The 18360-nt window shown below is 35.9% G+C and carries 16 protein-coding genes; 15 read left to right on the top strand and 1 reads right to left on the bottom strand.

Going from position 1 to position 18360, the window contains the following annotated elements:
- Positions 1–154: 154 nt before the first annotated feature.
- From ACYVEC_RS17805 to ACYVEC_RS17740, 14 genes are all read left to right on the top strand, one after another.
- Positions 155–2248, top strand: coding sequence for a phage tail protein (locus ACYVEC_RS17805; RefSeq protein WP_460507539.1), 2094 nt, complete (start codon positions 155–157; stop codon positions 2246–2248).
- The gene (locus ACYVEC_RS17800) at positions 2245–2928 is read left to right on the top strand and encodes a hypothetical protein (protein ID WP_063223239.1); all 684 of its coding nucleotides are present in this window, start codon (positions 2245–2247) and stop codon (positions 2926–2928) included. The genes ACYVEC_RS17805 and ACYVEC_RS17800 overlap by 4 nt, the downstream gene beginning before the upstream one ends.
- Positions 2925–4472: a hypothetical protein gene (locus tag ACYVEC_RS17795; RefSeq protein ID WP_098555328.1), complete on the top strand. Its 1548-nt coding sequence runs from the start codon at positions 2925–2927 to the stop codon at positions 4470–4472. Before ACYVEC_RS17800 ends, ACYVEC_RS17795 begins: the two co-directional genes overlap by 4 nt.
- A 10-nt stretch (positions 4473–4482) precedes the next feature.
- Positions 4483–4866 (top strand): hypothetical protein, encoded by a 384-nt coding sequence (locus ACYVEC_RS17790; protein WP_063223241.1) that lies wholly within the window; start codon positions 4483–4485, stop codon positions 4864–4866.
- Positions 4867–4910: 44 nt separating this feature from the next.
- On the top strand, positions 4911–5285 hold the full coding sequence (locus tag ACYVEC_RS17785; protein ID WP_063223242.1) for a hypothetical protein: 375 nt from the start codon (positions 4911–4913) through the stop codon (positions 5283–5285).
- 13 nt (positions 5286–5298) lie between these two features.
- Positions 5299–5676, top strand: a complete 378-nt coding sequence (locus tag ACYVEC_RS17780; protein ID WP_063223243.1) for a hypothetical protein — start codon at positions 5299–5301, stop codon at positions 5674–5676.
- Positions 5677–5689: 13 nt separating this feature from the next.
- Positions 5690–7048 (top strand): hypothetical protein, encoded by a 1359-nt coding sequence (locus ACYVEC_RS17775; protein ID WP_063223244.1) that lies wholly within the window; start codon positions 5690–5692, stop codon positions 7046–7048.
- A gap of 16 nt (positions 7049–7064) precedes the next feature.
- Complete coding sequence (locus ACYVEC_RS17770; RefSeq protein WP_460507533.1) at positions 7065–8801, top strand: hypothetical protein; 1737 nt, start codon at positions 7065–7067, stop codon at positions 8799–8801.
- Positions 8802–8822: 21 nt separating this feature from the next.
- Complete coding sequence (locus ACYVEC_RS17765) at positions 8823–10376, top strand: hypothetical protein (protein WP_460507530.1); 1554 nt, start codon at positions 8823–8825, stop codon at positions 10374–10376.
- Positions 10377–10391: 15 nt separating this feature from the next.
- Positions 10392–12302 carry a hypothetical protein gene (locus tag ACYVEC_RS17760; protein ID WP_460507527.1) on the top strand — a complete coding sequence of 637 codons (1911 nt, stop codon included), beginning with the start codon at positions 10392–10394 and terminating at the stop codon, positions 12300–12302.
- A 12-nt stretch (positions 12303–12314) separates the two neighbouring features.
- Positions 12315–12695 carry a DUF1998 domain-containing protein gene (locus ACYVEC_RS17755; protein WP_063223248.1) on the top strand — a complete coding sequence of 127 codons (381 nt, stop codon included), beginning with the start codon at positions 12315–12317 and terminating at the stop codon, positions 12693–12695.
- A gap of 15 nt (positions 12696–12710) precedes the next feature.
- Positions 12711–13655, top strand: coding sequence for a hypothetical protein (locus ACYVEC_RS17750; protein ID WP_063223249.1), 945 nt, complete (start codon positions 12711–12713; stop codon positions 13653–13655).
- Between the two features lie 250 nt (positions 13656–13905).
- Positions 13906–14403, top strand: a complete 498-nt coding sequence (locus ACYVEC_RS17745; RefSeq protein ID WP_063223251.1) for a phage holin family protein — start codon at positions 13906–13908, stop codon at positions 14401–14403.
- Positions 14404–14481: 78 nt separating this feature from the next.
- On the top strand, positions 14482–15540 hold the full coding sequence (locus ACYVEC_RS17740; protein WP_460507522.1) for an N-acetylmuramoyl-L-alanine amidase: 1059 nt from the start codon (positions 14482–14484) through the stop codon (positions 15538–15540).
- Between the two features lie 34 nt (positions 15541–15574).
- Here the strand turns inward: ACYVEC_RS17740 and ACYVEC_RS17735 are convergent, their stop codons facing one another.
- The gene (locus tag ACYVEC_RS17735; protein WP_063223253.1) at positions 15575–15883 is read right to left on the bottom strand and encodes a YolD-like family protein; all 309 of its coding nucleotides are present in this window, start codon (positions 15881–15883) and stop codon (positions 15575–15577) included.
- Between the two features lie 246 nt (positions 15884–16129).
- Here ACYVEC_RS17735 and ACYVEC_RS17730 point away from each other — a divergent pair, with 246 nt between their 5' ends.
- Entirely contained in the window at positions 16130–17785 is a 1656-nt protein-coding gene (locus ACYVEC_RS17730) for a multicopper oxidase family protein (protein ID WP_063223254.1), read from the top strand.
- Positions 17786–18360: the final 575 nt, after the last annotated feature.

Here is an 18360-nt window from a genome sequence, read left to right as displayed (position 1 = left end):
GGCTATATAAAATATAGTCAGGGGCAGAGCATAGAGGATGAAAAGATATAATTCCTCCACGAGACCGCGACACTTATTAGTGAAAACGTATGCCGAACTTGCATTAATATGAAGTGCAAGAAGTAGAGGATAAAAAGCCTTTACGATAACAAAGTTGACAAAATGGGAAGACATGGGCGCACAAGCCGTCTTAGGGCTTAATAATGCAAGTGGTGCATTAGGTGATGTTGAGGGCGCAATGGGCAAAATGCAGAAGACGCAGCAAGAGGCATTTGGTGTTCGATGGCAAAAACTCACTCGTACTACAATGGCATCATTAGAACCGTTAGGCCAGGCAATAATTGATATTGCAGAAGTTGCCCTTCCTCCTATTATCAAAGCTGTAGAATTAGTTGCAAAGGCGTTTAGTTCTATTCCAAAACCAATCCAAATTGGTATCGTAGCAATTTTAGGTATGGTTGCAGTATTAGGGCCATTAGTCGCTATGATGGGCTTTATGACAAGTGGAGTAGGTGCATTTGTCGGTTCATTCAGATTCCTAGTACCCGTATTATCTAAGGTTCCATTGTTATTTACGGGTATATTAAAACTTGGTCCTAGATTAATTGGTATGTTCGGAATGATAGGGAGAGCAGTAGCTTTCTTAGGTAGCACTGCATTTGCAGGACTTTTAAAAGTAGGGCCTAAACTTATTGGAATGTTTGGTGCAATAGGTAGAGCGCTCGCTATACTCGGAAGATCTGCAATGACATTACTCATGAATCCCTGGACGATTGCAATATTAGCTATCGTTGGATTAGTATATTTAATTTATAAAAATTGGGATGATGTTGTTAAATATACGAAACAAGCAGTGAAATGGATAGGTGATGTATGTTCTAAGGGATGGGATGCAACCGTAAAAGGTGCGAAATCAGCTTGGTCCGGTTTATCTAAGTTCTTTTCTGGATTTTGTGAGGGAACGAAAAAGGTCTTCCATGCCTCTGTATCATTTATAGGAAAAATACTCGAAGCAGCCTGGCGCGGTATAGCTGCAGTTATAAAGTTTTACATTAATTTCTGGAAAAAAGCATTCGAACTTGGGTGGATTGCTATAAAATTCATTTTTAATGCCGCTTTAAATATCTTAAAAAGCGTTGTTAAATTCGCCTTAGAAGTTATTAAAAATGTAATCTCATTTTATATAAAAGCATACCAAACGATTTTTAGAGTTGGGTGGAATATCATTAAAACGATATTTACAACTGTCCTTAACTTTTTGAAATCGTTTATTCGTGCTGCTTTCGAATTTATAAAAAATGTGATTTCAACAGCGATGAATGTTATAAAAACTATAATTTCTGCAGCCTGGAATTTTATAAAAACGGTATTTGTTACGGTTTTAAATTTCATTAAAAATACTGTTCAATCTGCATTCAATTTTATTAAAAATATAATTATTAATGTAATGAACTTTTTGAAAAATTTCATTCAAGCAGCCTGGAATTTTATTAAAGATACAATCATTGCAGCGGTTCGAGCCTTTGTTAATTTCGTAGTTGATAATTTTAATAGACTTAAAAATACTATTTTTAGTGTTGTTGGAGCTATTAAAGATTTCATAGTAAGTAGCTTTTCTGCAATTAAGAAAGCTATTACAGGAGCTTTTACAGGTATTGTAGATATCGTAAAAGATGTATTTAGCAAAGTAGGCTCTATTGTAAAAAATGTAGCAAAAGAAGCAGTTAGCTGGGGAAAAGATATCATTGCCGGAATCGGTGAAGGGATGGCTGGAATGGCTGGTTGGCTTGTAAAAAAAGCTAAAGGCGTAGTTTCAGGAATACCTAAAGCTGTATTAAAATTCTTCGGTATCCGAAGTCCGTCCCGTTTAATGATGGAATACGGGGGCTATATTACGGAAGGTTTAGGTGTAGGGATGGAACAAATGATTCCCGCGGTAGATAAAGCTTCTGAATTACTAAATAAAGCCGTTGTACCACCTAAACCAATGAAACTAGTAACGGACGTATCTACTCAAATTGGACAAATGGGAGCGCGCTCTGCTGACTTAATTGGTAAGACTGCACATCCATTCGCTGGCCAAACCCATGTTGAGAAGAAAACGAATAAAGGTGTAACGATTCAAAATGCTACATTTAAAGTCGATGTTGAAAAACTACAGTCTGCAGACAACTTTGTAAAAATGAGAAAGCTGCTACAAAACGTAGTTGCTGATGATCTAATGGGAATGGCGGTGCGAAATGTATGAGTATATTAAAAACATTGCATAGAAAAGCAGGTTCATATTACCTCTTTGAAGATATAGTCGAATTAAAAAACACAATACAATATACCATTAATTTCACATGGCCAGGGACATATAACTTTTCATTTATGTCCCAAGTTCCTATTGGTTCTGATGGGATGCTACCCTACAAATACTTTATTGTCCGGGTAAATGGTATTGAAAGGTTTAGAGCAAGAGGACCTTATGCCTGGGAAGCAAGAGAAATATTTGTTGGTGCAGGCCCACAAACAATTGAATTTACAACAATCGGTTACGGTTCTTCTGACAGAGCGTATGTGAGTCAAGCTTATTATCATTCATTTGGAGAGGTTCCTAACATTGCAATGATTGAGCAAACAAAGATGCCAAAGTCATTAGACAGCTTAAAAACTTACAATGTTATGCATGGATATCCGCGTTTTCAAAGTGCTGGTAATAAAGGATGCGAAGTAGAATTCACTCTGCTATTTAGAGATATGAAATATTGGCGTGATTTCATGAGGGAAATATATCGTACTCATATTATCACTGGTGATTACGGTACTTACGGGGGTATTATACCACCTAATGAAGTGGATACAATACGAAAAGGTACATTAGTAATAGCAAAATGCAAATTAATATCTACAGCACAAGCAGGCGTTGGAGTTGATGGCATATGAGGGAAGGTTCTGTATCTTTAATTAGAATGTTGGGGAGTCATTTCCAATTAGGAAATAACTCCCCTAATTTAATTGTTTTTATGAAAAAAAGGGACTCTTCTTCTTCTTACGTCCAAATTCAACACCGTGTAACGGGTTTAGAAGTCCAGGAGAACGCAGACCAGTTTGCTAGTACATTTACTATTACCTTTGCAAATGAATACGGTCAAATGGCCCCTGATAATTGGTATGGTAAGTTTTCTTCCATTCAAGAATGGTTTTATAACAGTGAGGTAACAAATACAAATCAACTGTATCCACAGACTGAATTTAAGGTGTCTATTGGCTATGGTGAAGAGGTTTTACCTTATATACATGGTTTTGTATCTGATGTGAAGGTAAATGCCGAAAGTGGTACTATTTCAGTCACTTGTACAACATCTTATAAGAAACTTCTACATAAATCAGTAATACCAACACCTGGATCGGATGAAATTGTAGCACCCACTGGCAATGTTTATAATGTTGTGAAATTCTTCTTTCAAAAAGCAGGGGTCGTCTTACATGGTAGTCCCGTAAACATACCTGGCACCAATCAAAGTTGGCTCGTAGAAGGCGCTACTGGTAAGAGGTTTCAAAAATGGGATGAAATTGTTCGAGATATTATAGATACAACATTCCACTATATTAAACATGAACCGGATGGAAGTTGTACGTTTATGAAAATGCCGGACTATGCCATTAACGAGCCTGCTAAATTTAACTTTAATGAAGGTGAGAATCTCATTTCATTAGATATGCAGCTAACAGACCAGGATATTAGTAATAGTATTGTTGTTAAATGTGGAGATTACGCAAACGGATTTCTTAATTCATTTCTTTTAAAAAATGTATCGCAGGGTGATTTACGAGAGGAAATGATAGAAGTCCCTTGGGCTACAACATTCTTTGCAAGAAGAGCAGTCGCTGCAGCTTATCATTTAAAGGCAATACAAAAGTTTAGAACATTAACGGTTGCAGTAGTTGGTGATCCAAGGATTCAATTGTTCGATGTAATTTCTGTTTATAACAGAGATTCTGGCCAACAATGGAATTATTTCGTAAAAGGGATTAATACTATGATTTCAGCAGATGATGGTTTCTATCAAACTTTAGATTTAACAGTTAACTATGGGTACGAACCTACTCCTTATACAGACATAAGCGGAATCACAGTAAACGTAGATACTTTACGATTAAAACTTTGGGATTATGACTATGAAGATGGTGACGTAATAAATATTTACGCCAATGATAGGTTAATAGAAGAAAATTACCTTATCCGAAACAACCCTACATATGTTGATATCCCGCTCGAATACGGGGTAAATGTAGTTGTATTTGAAGCTGTACGAAATCCTTTAAGGTGGCTTACAGGACGAATGCAAGTGTTAGATACACAGAATAATATTCTATTTGATTATGGTGATATTCCAGATTTAACGTTTGATAGAAAAAACATAGGTCCAGATGGATATTATATTCAACGTCCTGCAAAAACATGGTCTGTCACAAGGGTAAATTAGGGGTGATATGATGATAATGCAAAAGAACTTATATGATCCGATTATGTATTTGATGAAAGGATTAATTGATAGAGAATTTTACAGCGGCGGAAAACCAATGCCTGGCGATGACCCAAATAACGTATTTAAAGAAGGTATGACAGAGGGCTATACCCTCATTCGTGATGGTGCTCGTTTATCTGCTGTTGATGGAGATAAATATCTTTATTACGATTTAATTTTTAACGACCACGGTATGTTAGATAAGGTTATTTTATCCCACAAGATAACAGGAAAGATGATGGAAACTCAATTAATATATAATGCAAAGAAACAATTAGAACGTGTGCAGCCGCGACTCCTTAATAAAGGTAACGGTATGCTATCTGATTTAGCAATTCCCGATGTGTCGTAATGATGCACGGGAATTTTTTAATACATGGAAAAGGGTGAATGCTCTTGTTTGAAACAACCTATTTAGCTGGTGGCCGATTAGATCCACCGTTTCATCCAACAAAAACGGAACCATTCGTACCTGGATTCATTATGGATTCCACATCATATAAAACGGATGAAGTGAAATATATATTACCTGCAGATATGGAGATTTACGCGATTAGTGTTAGTTCCTCCATGTATGAATTAGATGATAAATGGGATTTAATCGTGAACGGACAAACTGTTTGCCAGGATATCTATACGAAGCGTATTCCCGAAGGTATACACTTTATGGTTTACAAATCTGTAAAAGCAGGAAGTACAATTACATTCCGATTCCATAATCAAGGAATTCTTGATAAAACGGTATGGTTTGAACTTCACTTTTTAAGATAAAGGAGAGTACTTTATGAGCTTTGCTGTTAACTATATGGCTGGCGGGCGATTTGACGCACCTTACTTCCCTACAAAGACAGAGCCATTTATCCAGGGTCGGAGAATTGGTATTTATGATCAAATCCATGTAGATAAGTTTTCATTAGCCTTTGAAACAGAAATGATTGCCTTCTCTGTTGCTGCTTCTCATTACAGTGATAGGGACTATTGGAATTTATTTATTAATGGCCAGCAAGTATTTAAAGAAGTTTATGTAAAAGATGTGCCGGAGGGTTTTAATTTCTCCGTTGTAAAAGCTATACCTGCTAATGCTGAAGTAAAGTTCGAATACCACAATGCATCCGCAGATAAAAAAACTATATGGCTGAATTACCAACTATTAAGAGATTAGGAGCGTGAAATAGATGGCATACGTTGAAAAAATAGTTACAGAAGCAGATTTTCATAATTCACTCATAAATTTAATGACTGAAAACGGTTGGAAGAAAGTCAAAACCTTTTATAAATACATTGATAAGGTCAAAGAGCAAGGAAGCAAAGATAACATTACTAAGCTGTATAAATATTGGTGTGCAAAACATGTTGTCTTACAAAATTCAGATGGTGGCATGTACGGAATCGTTCAAACTTGGGCTTGGGAAACTAAAACAAAACTAAATATTGATTTATCTACAGATAAAGGTAGAACAGAATTTCAGTCTTATGTTGAAGATAATCCAAGATATAAAGATCGTTCTTGTATGTATCTATACATGATAGAACAAGTTCCAAACTATCAAGACAATAGCATGATTCAAATGGGCGCTCAAGACGGTAGTGAATTTCAATCTATTATGGATGTTGAATTAGCTGAAGTAAAGGTGACTTCGGAAAGAAACGTAAATCCTAGTACTGGGGAAGTTTATTACACAAATTCCTACGAATATGCAGATTCACCTCAATTGATGATGTCCCCTTGGGTAAAATGTTCATTTAGAAACCCTAAACTAACAAATATAAATGTCGATTCGAATTGGTGGCCGGATTCAATGGTTCGTATTACGGGACAAGTAGATAAATCCCGTGTGGTTCTTCTAATACAAGCTGATAGAACGCCTGCTTTCGATAATAACTCTGTTCCTGTAATTCCTGTTTATATGGGGAAATTAGAAAGTTATGCAGCAGATGACACAATTGCCGACGCTCTATGGGCAGGCACCGCTTACGATGAAGGTTCAGAAGCGTCTTCCCATAATTATAACTTTGAAAGTAAAACTCCATTTAGGGATGTAAAAAAATATATGCCGAGAACGAAGGCATATCCAAAAAGCCCAGGTAACGGTATTGATAACATCATAATTAAACGTTCACGTTTTGGAGCAAGATATCAAGCTCATTATCTAGCGTGGAATGTTCCATCTAACATGATGCCACCAGATAGAAAAAGTACAACTGGTGGCCAGTATCCAAACGCATGGCAGAATCATGAAAATGATGAATACAAATATCAATTTAACCCTTCTGTTTACAGCAATAAAGTCCATACGTCACGAGCGTATATTGTTCATCCAGAGGAAGGTGTTCGCGGTTATATGCCTTATATCGTTCTACTATCACCTTTAGGTTTATTAAATGGAGATAAATTGAAAGTAAGACAAAATACTTGTCCAGATACCCATGATATTTATCGTTTCTTTACAGTCGATGCAATTTCACCAATTACAAAGTTACCCGCTACTGCTTATCGACCAGCTGGATTAGGAATTTACGAAAAAACAAGATAAAGGTGGATGAATATAAATGTGGTTTGATAAAATAACGTATTTGCAAACATTACCAAATGACTTAGAAAAAATGTTTACTACAAGCGGATGGAGTAGAAAACTATTTTTTAGGATTCGTAGTGGAATTAGTAAGTTTATCGATGTTCGTTTATTTGAAGCGGCTGGAAGTGATGGAGAACGTAGAAAACTAGGAGTAGCAACTGCCTATGATACAAATGTATCAGACTTTACCGATAGCCGATATATTACAACCGACTCCCCATTAGGAAAATTAGGTATGGGTGACGGTACGAAGAAAGACTTCCAAATACCCGTATTTCCAGTAATAGAAAGCTCCCTTATTATTTATATAAATAATCTCGTGAAAGATAAAAAAAGTTACACAGTGAATGCACGGACGGGAGAAATCAAGTTTACAGAAGCACCTACAAAAACCGATAAAATTACATATGAATGTAGACTTGCTAGTGATGCCTACGAGCCTTCAAACGATATGATTTTCTTCACTTACAGCCAATACTTTATTGAAAAAGAAGTAAAACTATCAGATCAAGCAAGTAATTTAGGGAATGGGAATGGAACAAAAACAGAGTTCCAATATCCATTCCCTAATTTTGATGAGTCTCGCACCATTTTTTATAAAAATGATGCCATTATCTCACCAGAAGAGTACACATTTACCGAATCAAAAGTTGTGCTTAAAAAGGCACCTGCAAGTACGGATAATATTAAAATGGCTGGCTTCTATACGGTTGAACCTAAAGCAGATGGAACCATCGATACACTAACAGCAACTAAATCTTTTGATACAGAAGATATGTTAGGCATTATGAGTGAAGTGTATTCAGCGTTGAATTTCGCTAATCCTTCACCATATACACCGATTAGTTTCACTCCGGAAAAACGGTTTACAAAAGACTGGAAACGAGATTCTGTTGTTTATATGTATGGAAATGCCAATAGAGATCGTATAGCCATGTTTATGCGTGTAGATCCAACACCTGCTCCTGTTCGTGCTTTATTCGTTCCTGTTTATATTGGACGGATGTATACATTTGATAATGCTCCACGAAGAAATATGATAATCGCAGCAGGTTGCCGTACAGGTGACCAATTTGTATATTCCGCAAATAAAAAAGTCGGAAATTCAACGATAGATTATGGGGAAAATACAAGTAACGGTAATGAAACGGTACAATTGGCACAATCTTATACAGGTTCCATGTATCAACACCATTACCTTTCTTTCATTACTCATAATATGGATGTTGATAATAGTCAGGGACACTTCAATCCGTCTGTTTATAGTGGTAAATACCATTTATCTCAAGTGTACATTGTTCATCCTAATGATGGGTATGTAGGGAAATTAGATGATGTCTATGCAGTCCATCCGAAAAACATCCAACAAGCCGATGAATTAGAAATTGAAAAAACAGTTTCTAATGAAGTTCTAGGGAAAGGTGATGGAGCACGTAAAATATTCCACTTAGAGCATAAACCTAAAGGCGATACCTTAAAATTACTACGCTCTTGTATAGAAGTACCTAAGGATGAATATGTGTACAATCCAGATGATAAGACAATTACATTTAAGGAACCACCAATAAACGATGCTGAAATTTTAGCCTATTATGAAATGGCGCAATTATACCGTTATACATTGCCCACAACACCTGTCTCGCCAATGACACAAGAAAAAGCAACGCCTTTCAATCCAATTGGCTTAGCGATCTACAAAGAAGATATCTAAAAATAAGGGGGTAGCAGAAGAATGAGTGAAAAAGTTTATTCTATTGCTTCCCCTTCTATATGTACCAAAGAAAAAAGTCATGTTGTCACAATTGGTTCTGGACCCAATAGAAATGAGAGAACCTATTCTATTTCTATTACTCCGGCAAACACAGAAAATAAGAATGATGTTGAGTATCTGCTTTGTATCGCTCCTTACGCAAGGCATAAGGCGGTTACAGAGAATAATGCAATAGTCACTGCGACGAAAGTACGAGCGAAGGGAGTCTTATCTAGTGCTCTTGAGGAAGCGATTAGACAAAATGAAATTGATGTTTCTATTTCTAACACAACTGATTTTGAATTAACTCGAATTATTGATGTGGCCAATTTGGAAACGCAGCAGTCTCAACGTATTGATAGTATTCCAGTGCAACTTATTTCTGCGGATGAATCCATACAACATGAACGAATTTTCGATATAGACCATATCGAAGGGGTAGAGAGCGAAAGACCAAATGAAAGAACTGCAGTTGTGCATCATACAGATGAATTACAACTTATAACCAGAGAATACGAATCAGCTCAAATCATAGAGCAGGATATATTAAAAAATACATTACGTGAGTTCGTAGCGGCTGGTGTGGATGAATTACCAGAATGGGTAAAAGTCGCTCGTGTGCTATATGGCGAAGAATTTTATGAAGAGGTAAGTCAAATTGTAACTAGGGAAATGCACGGAGAGTATAACGAGGGCACTATATCAAATATCGTTTCCCCAGCCATCGATGCATTAATTAACACAGAAGATATTAGTGAAACAAAACGAAAAGAACTAGAAACCCGTGTGCTGGATGATTACGAAACATTTACAACAGAACATGAATTACAAGCTTCCATAGAAGAATTTGATTTATTTGAAGGTATGGGGATTCCTGTATATCTTCCAGAGTTTGATTTGTTTGGACGTATCCGAAAAGAACTAGAAACACGAATTACACTTTTCGAAGATAATTCTAAAACATTACAAATAATACAAATGCAAATGGACCAAACAATTGAATCAAAAAAAGTAATGAAAGAACATACAACTGCAGTAATTCAAGAAGTGACTTCTTATAAACAAAATACACAACAAGCTCTTATTACAGAGCAAGAAACCTTTATCGGTATACGTGAATTTGAAGGCGGAGTTATCTCTGATAGTACACCAGCTGATAAAGAAGTTATAACAACAGATACAGAAGTAATTAAAAATGTAGATGCAGTAAGAGAATTTGAACAATATGCAATCGTTAGTGAACAAGAATTATTAGAGCGACAGGTCTTTGTAGAAGCTGTGACTAACGAAACAGATACATTTGATAGGGAACATGAATTAGAAAGCGTTACGGAGGAATATGAACGTTTTGAACGCAAACCAGAACGAGAATCGGTTCTAGAGGATACCGAACAATTCAAACTGGAGAGAGTATTTGATACAGAAAAACCAGATGAATTAATAGTTATCGAAAAAGAAAATGATGATCCGAAGTTATGGCTACGACATAGCCGTCAATCTTGGTGGACAAATTCAAATTGGAAGAAAACAAGATAAAGAGAAGGTGATGGTATGGCTTATATAGGACAAGTACTCAAAAAACCAGAAACAGGTTGGAGACGTTATGATGATGCCGAAGATAGTGCTCTTATTACGTATGAAGGCGCGTGGGAAATAAGGGGTTCGTCTTCCGCTGCTTATGGTAAATATCATATTTGTGGTGGTAAATTAAAAATACGATTTTCATTTGTGGGTAGTAAACTTCGTATAATAGGTGCTACTTATAAACTTTGGCCTGGCACTGTTGACGTCGAGATTGATGGTGAAAAATATGGTTCCTATAATATTGGTGACCCCGATTCAGATGGGGAATATTCTGTCCTTCTATATGAAAAGAACGATCTACAGTATGCAATTCATAACGTTATCTTGCATGCAGATGAGGTAAGTACTTTAGATGCTCTAGATTTTGACGCACCAGGAGGGCTTGTCACTCCTATTAAAGTTAGTGATGTTCTAAAAGAACCTCAACTTGGTTGGTCACGGTTTGATGATACGGATAGTAATTTTCAATATTCTGGAGCATGGGACATATCTAAATCAGTTGAACACTATGGAGGTTCTATACACTTTTGTCCAGAAAAAAACAAGCTAGCAACTGTACAATTCAAATTCTATGGGAAAGCTTTACGAATTATAGGTTTATTATCTTCTGCGTATGATGTAGGTCAAATTTCAATTGATGACATGCCATCCGAAAACATTATTTATACGTATAACCCTTTAAAACCTCAAGCACTAGTTTATGAGAAAATGGATTTAAAAGAAGATTTTCATACAGTCAAACTGTCTGGTCTTAACATAAATTTTGACGCAATTGACATTCTAAACGGAAAGTTAGTTCCTTTTAAACAAGAAAAAACAAAAGTATCCTTATACGAAAAAGAAAGCGGAAAAATATTTGTAGATGATTTTGATTCTGTAAATCCAAAATGGCTTATTTCACCATCAAATTCATTTAACAACGCTATCAAAAAAGGATTCTTACGTATGAATCATTCTGCAGATAAAGATGTTATGCTTTTAATCGATAAACCACAAAGTAACTTTGCAATCCAGGTTATTGCGGATTATGCTCCTACAAAAGAAGGAGATGAAGGTGGCTTACTAATCTATCAAAATGAAAAGAATAAAGTCGAGTTTCTTGAATCCTATTCTGCTAATAGTTCACAAAGCAATAAAGAGTGGATGGCGATTTGTACAGAAGATCAATGGGACTTTTACACAAAGACTGATACATTCTTTGATTATACGGATAACGATTCGTTAGCAGCAAAAAGAATTGGTGTTGTTCTAAAAAGAGGAACGGCAGAGGGATTTGCACCACTAGACATCAATAAAATTATTATGACAACAAGTAATATGTTACCTCTGCGCCAACTATATGAAAATTATAAGGTTGTATTAAAAGATACTGCAGGTAATATCCTTTCTACTAACATCGTAGCTGCAGCTCATACAGGCATTGATATTCTACTTCCTTCTTTAGAATTTGAGGGAATCATAGAAATATATGACGAGGAAAACGAACTGATAGCAAATAAACAAGCTACCTTCTATGGTGGAGATATGTATTGTATGGGTTCATCCCTACAAATCAAAATGAATAGCGAAGAATTAAATACAACGGATCCAACGAATTTAGGTTACATGTTGAATAATGAGCGGATTGTAAAAATGACTATCGTAAATGATAACATTGGTGCCGCTACAGATATAAAACTATCAATAGAGCAGTACATGGAGAAAGTCGGTTATACCTGGGCACTCATTTCATTAGATGGTACTAACTATTCGAATGAAATACAGATTGATTCAGTTGCTGCACAAGATACACGTGATTTTTGGGTGAAAGTTGTGAAGGATACAAATTTCCTAACATCCGAACCTATTTATTTTAATATTCATCTAAAACATAATTGAGGTGAATACAATATGGGAACTGTAATGAAATTATATAGATATACATCTGAAAGTGAGATTACACCATCAATCCTTATTGAGAGGAATGTACAAATTACAATTGAACCTGGAAAAGTTCTATATGCTCCATTGGATGTAGGTTGTAACAAATACGATATTCGTACAATTCAAGTTACAAATGACTCAAACGTTGAAGCAATGCTATTTATGTACGACCAAAAAGAGAACGGGAATCAAATTTATAAAAGTTTATTAGAAAAAAGAACGTATGATATTTTAACCATCCCTTGTGAGGATAAAGATCATACAAACAAGGTACATCTTTATATAGAAAATCGGGGCGGAACACCCTCTACTTTTAATGTTTCTATGAAAGCAATACGTTTAAATTAAGGAGGAAGATGTAAAATGACAAATAAAATTTTCAATCGCTTTGAAGTTGCACGAAAAGACATATTCCAAACAGTTATTGATGAGATGCTTAGAGTTGGATGGGTACAAAAAAATAAAGGAGCATCTTCTGAAAATAACTCTTTTGATATGTATTCAGATGGTAATGATAATAAGAAAAATATATTCTTAGCACTTATCCCGTTTGATGGAAGAAATTCTGAATCTGCCCCGTCAACAAACTCTAGTTATGATATTAGAAAATCAGACTACGCAGATCCATTCTTTCGCTTTTTTGAAGGTTACGACGAAAACTCAAATAGCCGGATAAATATAACTGACTCCAATCCTTTAGGCTGGTTTTTTGGTAGAAGATATAACACTGGTTTTACAAAGGGAAAAGGACCAACTTATGATAAGGATGCAATTTTTGAATTATACGTTTTTGCAGATAAAGAACGTGTCATTGTTGCTACAATCGCACCAGAATATCTATCCGGTTACAACGTTGTATCATATATAGGTGTTCCGGATGACCTGTATTTAAAAGAATCACATGAACCATTTACAAGGGCAATATATGCAGCATCAACAGCTTTCTCTGGAGTAACTACTAATTCTGCGGCGCAGCAAAATCAAGGTTGGATGTTTGCGGGTCCTGAATCATTTCCTTCTTCAACTAAACCATATAGATCCACCACAAGTTATTTTACGCCTTTGAAGAACCCGACAATTGATAAATCATATATTTTGTCTCCTATTTTTGTAGAGACTAAGGATGAGGGTGTCCGAGGACGATTAGATGGAATATTTTATTTAAGCGGAACAACGAATTTATCACAAGGAGACTTCATTGAAATTCCAACCGATGAAGGGATACAAAAATATAGATATTTAGCCTGTGTTAGTAATGTGGCCAACACCTTTTCGTTACCATCAGATATTGTAATAAGGGTTTCTTGATTATGGCTACTTTTAAAGGAATGATATTACGTAATTATCTAACTGTAGCCAATAGGAACGCACATACACGGAAGGGAGCATTTTTACCTAAAATAGAAACACCTAATAATCAACAAAATCATGACATGAAACGGCCAAGACAAGAGCCATTAGAACATTCATGGAAAAAATTAAATACGTAAACAAGAGAATCCAAGCGTGCAGCAGCAGGCTTTTTTATTTTGGCCAAAATTTGAAAGGAGGTGAGAACTTGGAAAGAATTCAAGAACTCATCAAGTCGTTAAATATAAGTGATGTCATTACAAGTACTCAATTCAAGGCAGGTGCAGCAATAAGTGGCGGATTAGGAACGCTATTTAATTTCCTGTATGGAAAGACGAATTTAATTTGGATAGTGATTTTCGGATGGATTATCATGCTAGATTGGATTACTGGCAGTAGGGCTTCTAAACTAGATGGAACCTATTCATCTCAATACGGAATTGAAGGCATCACGAGAACCGTGGTGCTTTTATCATTACCTGCTCTTGCACACTTCTTTGATATGGCTCTTAAACTACCGGACTTCTTTTTCTTCATGGTAACCGGTGGATTAATCTATCATATCTTTAATAGTTTCGCTGCAAACTGCGCGAGAATCGGCTGGGATAAATGGATTCCTGCATGGTTATTAGAAAGTGTAGCATCCGAAATTCAAGCAAAAATTCAAAGGTCAGATGCAAGAAAAGAAAAACAGAACAAACAATAAAAATACACGCCTTACATAAGGAGAGCATTGTCAAAAGACGGTGCTCTTTTTGTTTGGCTAAAAAGGGGAAAATACACAATGAAAAAACCATTGAAACTATTTAGTTCATTATTTATGACTCTATTGCTCTTATTTTCGTTCACTACGGCTTCTTTTGCCGATAGAGTACTAATTATCCAAGACTTACCGAAACAAGCATATCGCTACGGTGTGGGCGCTTATGAGGGCGTTGTCGCACATAGTACTGCAACACCAGAAGCACCAGCAATTAATATTCAAAAGTATGAGTCTCGTACATGGCGTTCTGCTTTTGTTCATTATGCAGTAGATTGGGATGAAACAATCCAAATTGCCGATACAAAATATATCGCTTATGGTGCTGGACCAGCTGCTAACAAACGATTTGTTCACGTAGAACTTTCTGAAACTAGTAATCCAGCTAAATTTAAATCTTCTTACGAACGTTATGTAAAACTATTAGCTAAGATTTTAAAAGATAGAGGAATTCATCCAAGCAAAGGATTATGGACACATAAAGATATTTCCTACAAATTAGGTGGAACCGACCACGAAGATCCGCTTGATTATTTTCGCAGTCACGGTGTATCAGAATCACAATTCAGAGCAGACGTACAAAAGGCATATGATGGCGCAACTGTTACAGTTAAACCAAAACCACAAGAACCTTCTCAAAACGTTACATGGACAACAGGAGTTGCTTATATCGATGGGTATAATATAAACCTTAGAAGTGGGCCATCAACAAATTACGGTATTATCCGTCAATTAAGTAAATATGAATCATATCAAGTATGGGGAAAACAAGGTGATTGGTTAAATCTTGGTGGTAATCAATGGATTTATAACAATCCATCCTACATTAAATATCAAGGGGAACAAACTTCTGCTGCAAGTTCTGTAGTAGGTAAACGCGTTGTTTCTAAAGTGGACAACCTTCGCTTCTATGACGCTGCTTCCTGGGCTGATAAAGATGTAGCAGGAACAGTAGATGAAGGGCTTGGATTTACTATTGATGCTAAGGTATCCGTGAATGGATCTGCACAATATAAAGTACACAATAGCAGAGGGACAACATTCTATATTACAGCAAATGAATCATATGTATATGTGAAGTAAAAAAAGGGTCTGCTCATACTTGAGTAGACCCTTTTTATTTTATATCAACAAATTCTTCAAATTTTAATCGTGTCTGTAATCCAAATGCATCCGTGTAATGTACCGTATTGCTTTGCTTATCAATATCTATAACAGTAATGTATTCATCATGGATAAATCCATCAAGATAGTATGAAATAAATATTTCTTTTGTTTCATGAAGGGATTGCATTAACGCTCTTTCTATTCGTTCCATAGTATCTTGTGTTAAAAAAGGTTTAGGTACTTTATATTGTTCCTCAAACATTCTATGTATTTCCTCGTATTGCTCCGGCATTGAAGCAAACGGGTTCCATTTGACCATTTTATCAAGATATTTTTTAAATAAATTTTTAATATTAACGATTCTATCATTATATATATATCTTCATCGATATCTTAATTTGGTAGTTACTTCTCTCTACATTTATTTATGAGAATTAAGTTCACTTTTTTCATTATATAAAGAACGATTCATTACATTTTTTAGTGTGAGTTCTGTTCAAGTTTCTTTTTACATAAAAATGTGAGGTGAAGTGATATTCTGATTATTTAAAAAGGAGGCAGACATATGTCTTTAGAGAAGTTTGTAGATGCATTACCTATTCCACCTGTCTTAAAAGCAAAAGATGAAATTGATGATATCCCATACTATGAGGTAACCATGAAGCAAGTACAACAAAAATTGCATAGAGATTTGCCACCAACTACTGTCTGGGGTTACAACGGTATGTATCCTGGTCCTACATTTGAAGTACGAAGAAATCAACCTATTTTAGTTAAATGGAAAAATAAATTACCCTTCGAACATCTACTGCCTGTGGATCGAACTATTCATGGAGCAGAACCAGATAAACCTTCTGTCAGAACGGTTGTTCATTTACATGAAGGGCGGGTTAGACCCGAAAATGATGGATATCCAGAGGCATGGTTTACGCGAGATTTTGAAAATGTTGGTCCAAAATTTGTGCATGAAGTCTACTATTATCCAAACTGTCAACGTCCTGCAACGTTGTGGTATCATGACCACGCCCTTGGAATCACTCGTTTGAACGTTTATGCAGGACTTGCAGGTTTCTATATCCTTAGAGATAGAGCAGAGGAAAAATTGAACCTTCCGAGTGGGAAATTTGAAATTCCAATCGTCATCCAAGATCGATCGTTCTATCCTAATGGTGAACTGTTCTATCCAACCCAGCCAGGCCATGAGCCGCCTCCAGCACCGCAGCCACCTCCACCAATAGATCCAACATTACCAAATCCATCAGTTGTACCTGAATTTTTCGGAAACACCATCTTAGTCAATGGAAAAGCATGGCCTTATCTTGAGGTCGAACCACGGAAATACCGATTCCGCATCCTTAATGGTTCCAATGCTCGTTTTTATCGTATACGGTTGAGTTCTGGCCAAAATTTTGTCCAAATTGGCACAGAAGGAGGGCTTTTAGAAACACCAATCACCGTATCCCAAATCATACTTGCACCAGCTGAACGTGTCGATGTTATTATTGATTTTTCGAACCATAAAGGTCAAAGTATCATCTTAACAAATGACGCACCAGCCCCATTCCCTAACGGCGAACCACCTGATTCAAACCTTACGCAGATTATGGAATTTCGTGTCAAACGAAAATTGCATAAACCTGACAATAGTAAAATTCCAAAAGAATTGAGTTGCTTGGAACATCTTGATCCTAACGATACTGTAATCGTACGAAAAAACCTCTTAGTTGAAACTACCGATGAATTCGGGCGTTTAAAACTTTTATTAAATAACCTAGATTGGGATCAAATGCCCCTTACAGAAACCCCATATAATGGGACGATAGAGATTTGGGAGCTTTACAATACTACACCGGACACTCACCCTATTCATTTGCACCTTGTTACTTTTCAAATTTTGAATCGTGCTACGTTTACTGGGGATCCAAATGGTCCTGACCTTATAGTTGGGCCACCACAACCACCTGATCCAAGCGAGATGGGCTGGAAAGATACTGTTCGTGCCAATCCTGGGGAGGTTACTCGTATCATTGCACGTTTTGGTCCTTTTACAGGAATCTACCCGTGGCACTGCCACATCCTTGAACACGAGGACCATGATATGATGAGACCATATGAAGTTCTTAATAATCAGAATTTTAACCCGTGTGAACCGATCCTTGGAGAATGTCCAGATGATTCGTTTTCTCAGTGTTTCGACTGTGATAATGATGACGATGATTGATCACAACACATCGCTATCAAGCTAAGATAAATTTGTATCTATAGAACGAAGAAAACGCTATTCTTTTTGTAGAAATATACAGAAAGGATAGCGCTTTTCTCAAAAGGCATTTTATAACTTTATAAGTAAAAAGATATTTGATTTACAAACTGTCATAAACTTTACCTAAATCTTTCTTGATTTGTGTCTTTAATTTTTGATTTTCACTCTCTAATAAATATACCTTTTCATTTAATCGATTGATCCTATTTTTTAACGTTTCTATAATTACATCTTTGCATGCTTCAGATGTATTTTTTTTATTTTTTTATATCATGTATTCCTTCTTGTTGTTGACGTAATCCCTCACTTTTGTTTTTTTAACTCCATTATAAACGAAGGTATGTTCTTTTTTTGGACATAAAAAAGTGCCATCATTATCAAGTTGATGACACGATATACGCAAAAAATATTATAGCGTACTTTTATTCAGAGCTATATTAATTCAAAATTAACGATTTTTAATATGAATATTCAAAAATAAGTTTATCAAGTTAGAATATTCAAAAAAATATTTATATAAACAAGTATGTCGT

The organism is Bacillus sp. MN7755, from assembly GCF_054771475.1.
Note: the sequence above shows the minus strand (reverse complement) of the source record. Positions and strands in the feature narration are given on the sequence as shown.

What these genes read in the sequence shown, in the direction of transcription:
- ACYVEC_RS17755 (WP_063223248.1), top strand. Translation starts at nt 12,315, where the DNA reads ATGGGAACTGTAATGAAATTATATAGATATACATCTGAAAGTGAGATT.
- ACYVEC_RS17760 (WP_460507527.1), top strand. Translation starts at nt 10,392, where the DNA reads ATGGCTTATATAGGACAAGTACTCAAAAAACCAGAAACAGGTTGGAGA.
- ACYVEC_RS17740 (WP_460507522.1), top strand. Translation starts at nt 14,482, where the DNA reads ATGAAAAAACCATTGAAACTATTTAGTTCATTATTTATGACTCTATTG.
- ACYVEC_RS17790 (WP_063223241.1), top strand. Translation starts at nt 4,483, where the DNA reads ATGATAATGCAAAAGAACTTATATGATCCGATTATGTATTTGATGAAA.
- ACYVEC_RS17780 (WP_063223243.1), top strand. Translation starts at nt 5,299, where the DNA reads ATGAGCTTTGCTGTTAACTATATGGCTGGCGGGCGATTTGACGCACCT.
- ACYVEC_RS17795 (WP_098555328.1), top strand. Translation starts at nt 2,925, where the DNA reads ATGAGGGAAGGTTCTGTATCTTTAATTAGAATGTTGGGGAGTCATTTC.
- ACYVEC_RS17750 (WP_063223249.1), top strand. Translation starts at nt 12,711, where the DNA reads ATGACAAATAAAATTTTCAATCGCTTTGAAGTTGCACGAAAAGACATA.
- ACYVEC_RS17775 (WP_063223244.1), top strand. Translation starts at nt 5,690, where the DNA reads ATGGCATACGTTGAAAAAATAGTTACAGAAGCAGATTTTCATAATTCA.
- ACYVEC_RS17765 (WP_460507530.1), top strand. Translation starts at nt 8,823, where the DNA reads ATGAGTGAAAAAGTTTATTCTATTGCTTCCCCTTCTATATGTACCAAA.
- ACYVEC_RS17735 (WP_063223253.1), bottom strand. Translation starts at nt 15,883, where the DNA reads ATGGTCAAATGGAACCCGTTTGCTTCAATGCCGGAGCAATACGAGGAA.
- ACYVEC_RS17770 (WP_460507533.1), top strand. Translation starts at nt 7,065, where the DNA reads ATGTGGTTTGATAAAATAACGTATTTGCAAACATTACCAAATGACTTA.
- ACYVEC_RS17800 (WP_063223239.1), top strand. Translation starts at nt 2,245, where the DNA reads ATGAGTATATTAAAAACATTGCATAGAAAAGCAGGTTCATATTACCTC.
- ACYVEC_RS17730 (WP_063223254.1), top strand. Translation starts at nt 16,130, where the DNA reads ATGTCTTTAGAGAAGTTTGTAGATGCATTACCTATTCCACCTGTCTTA.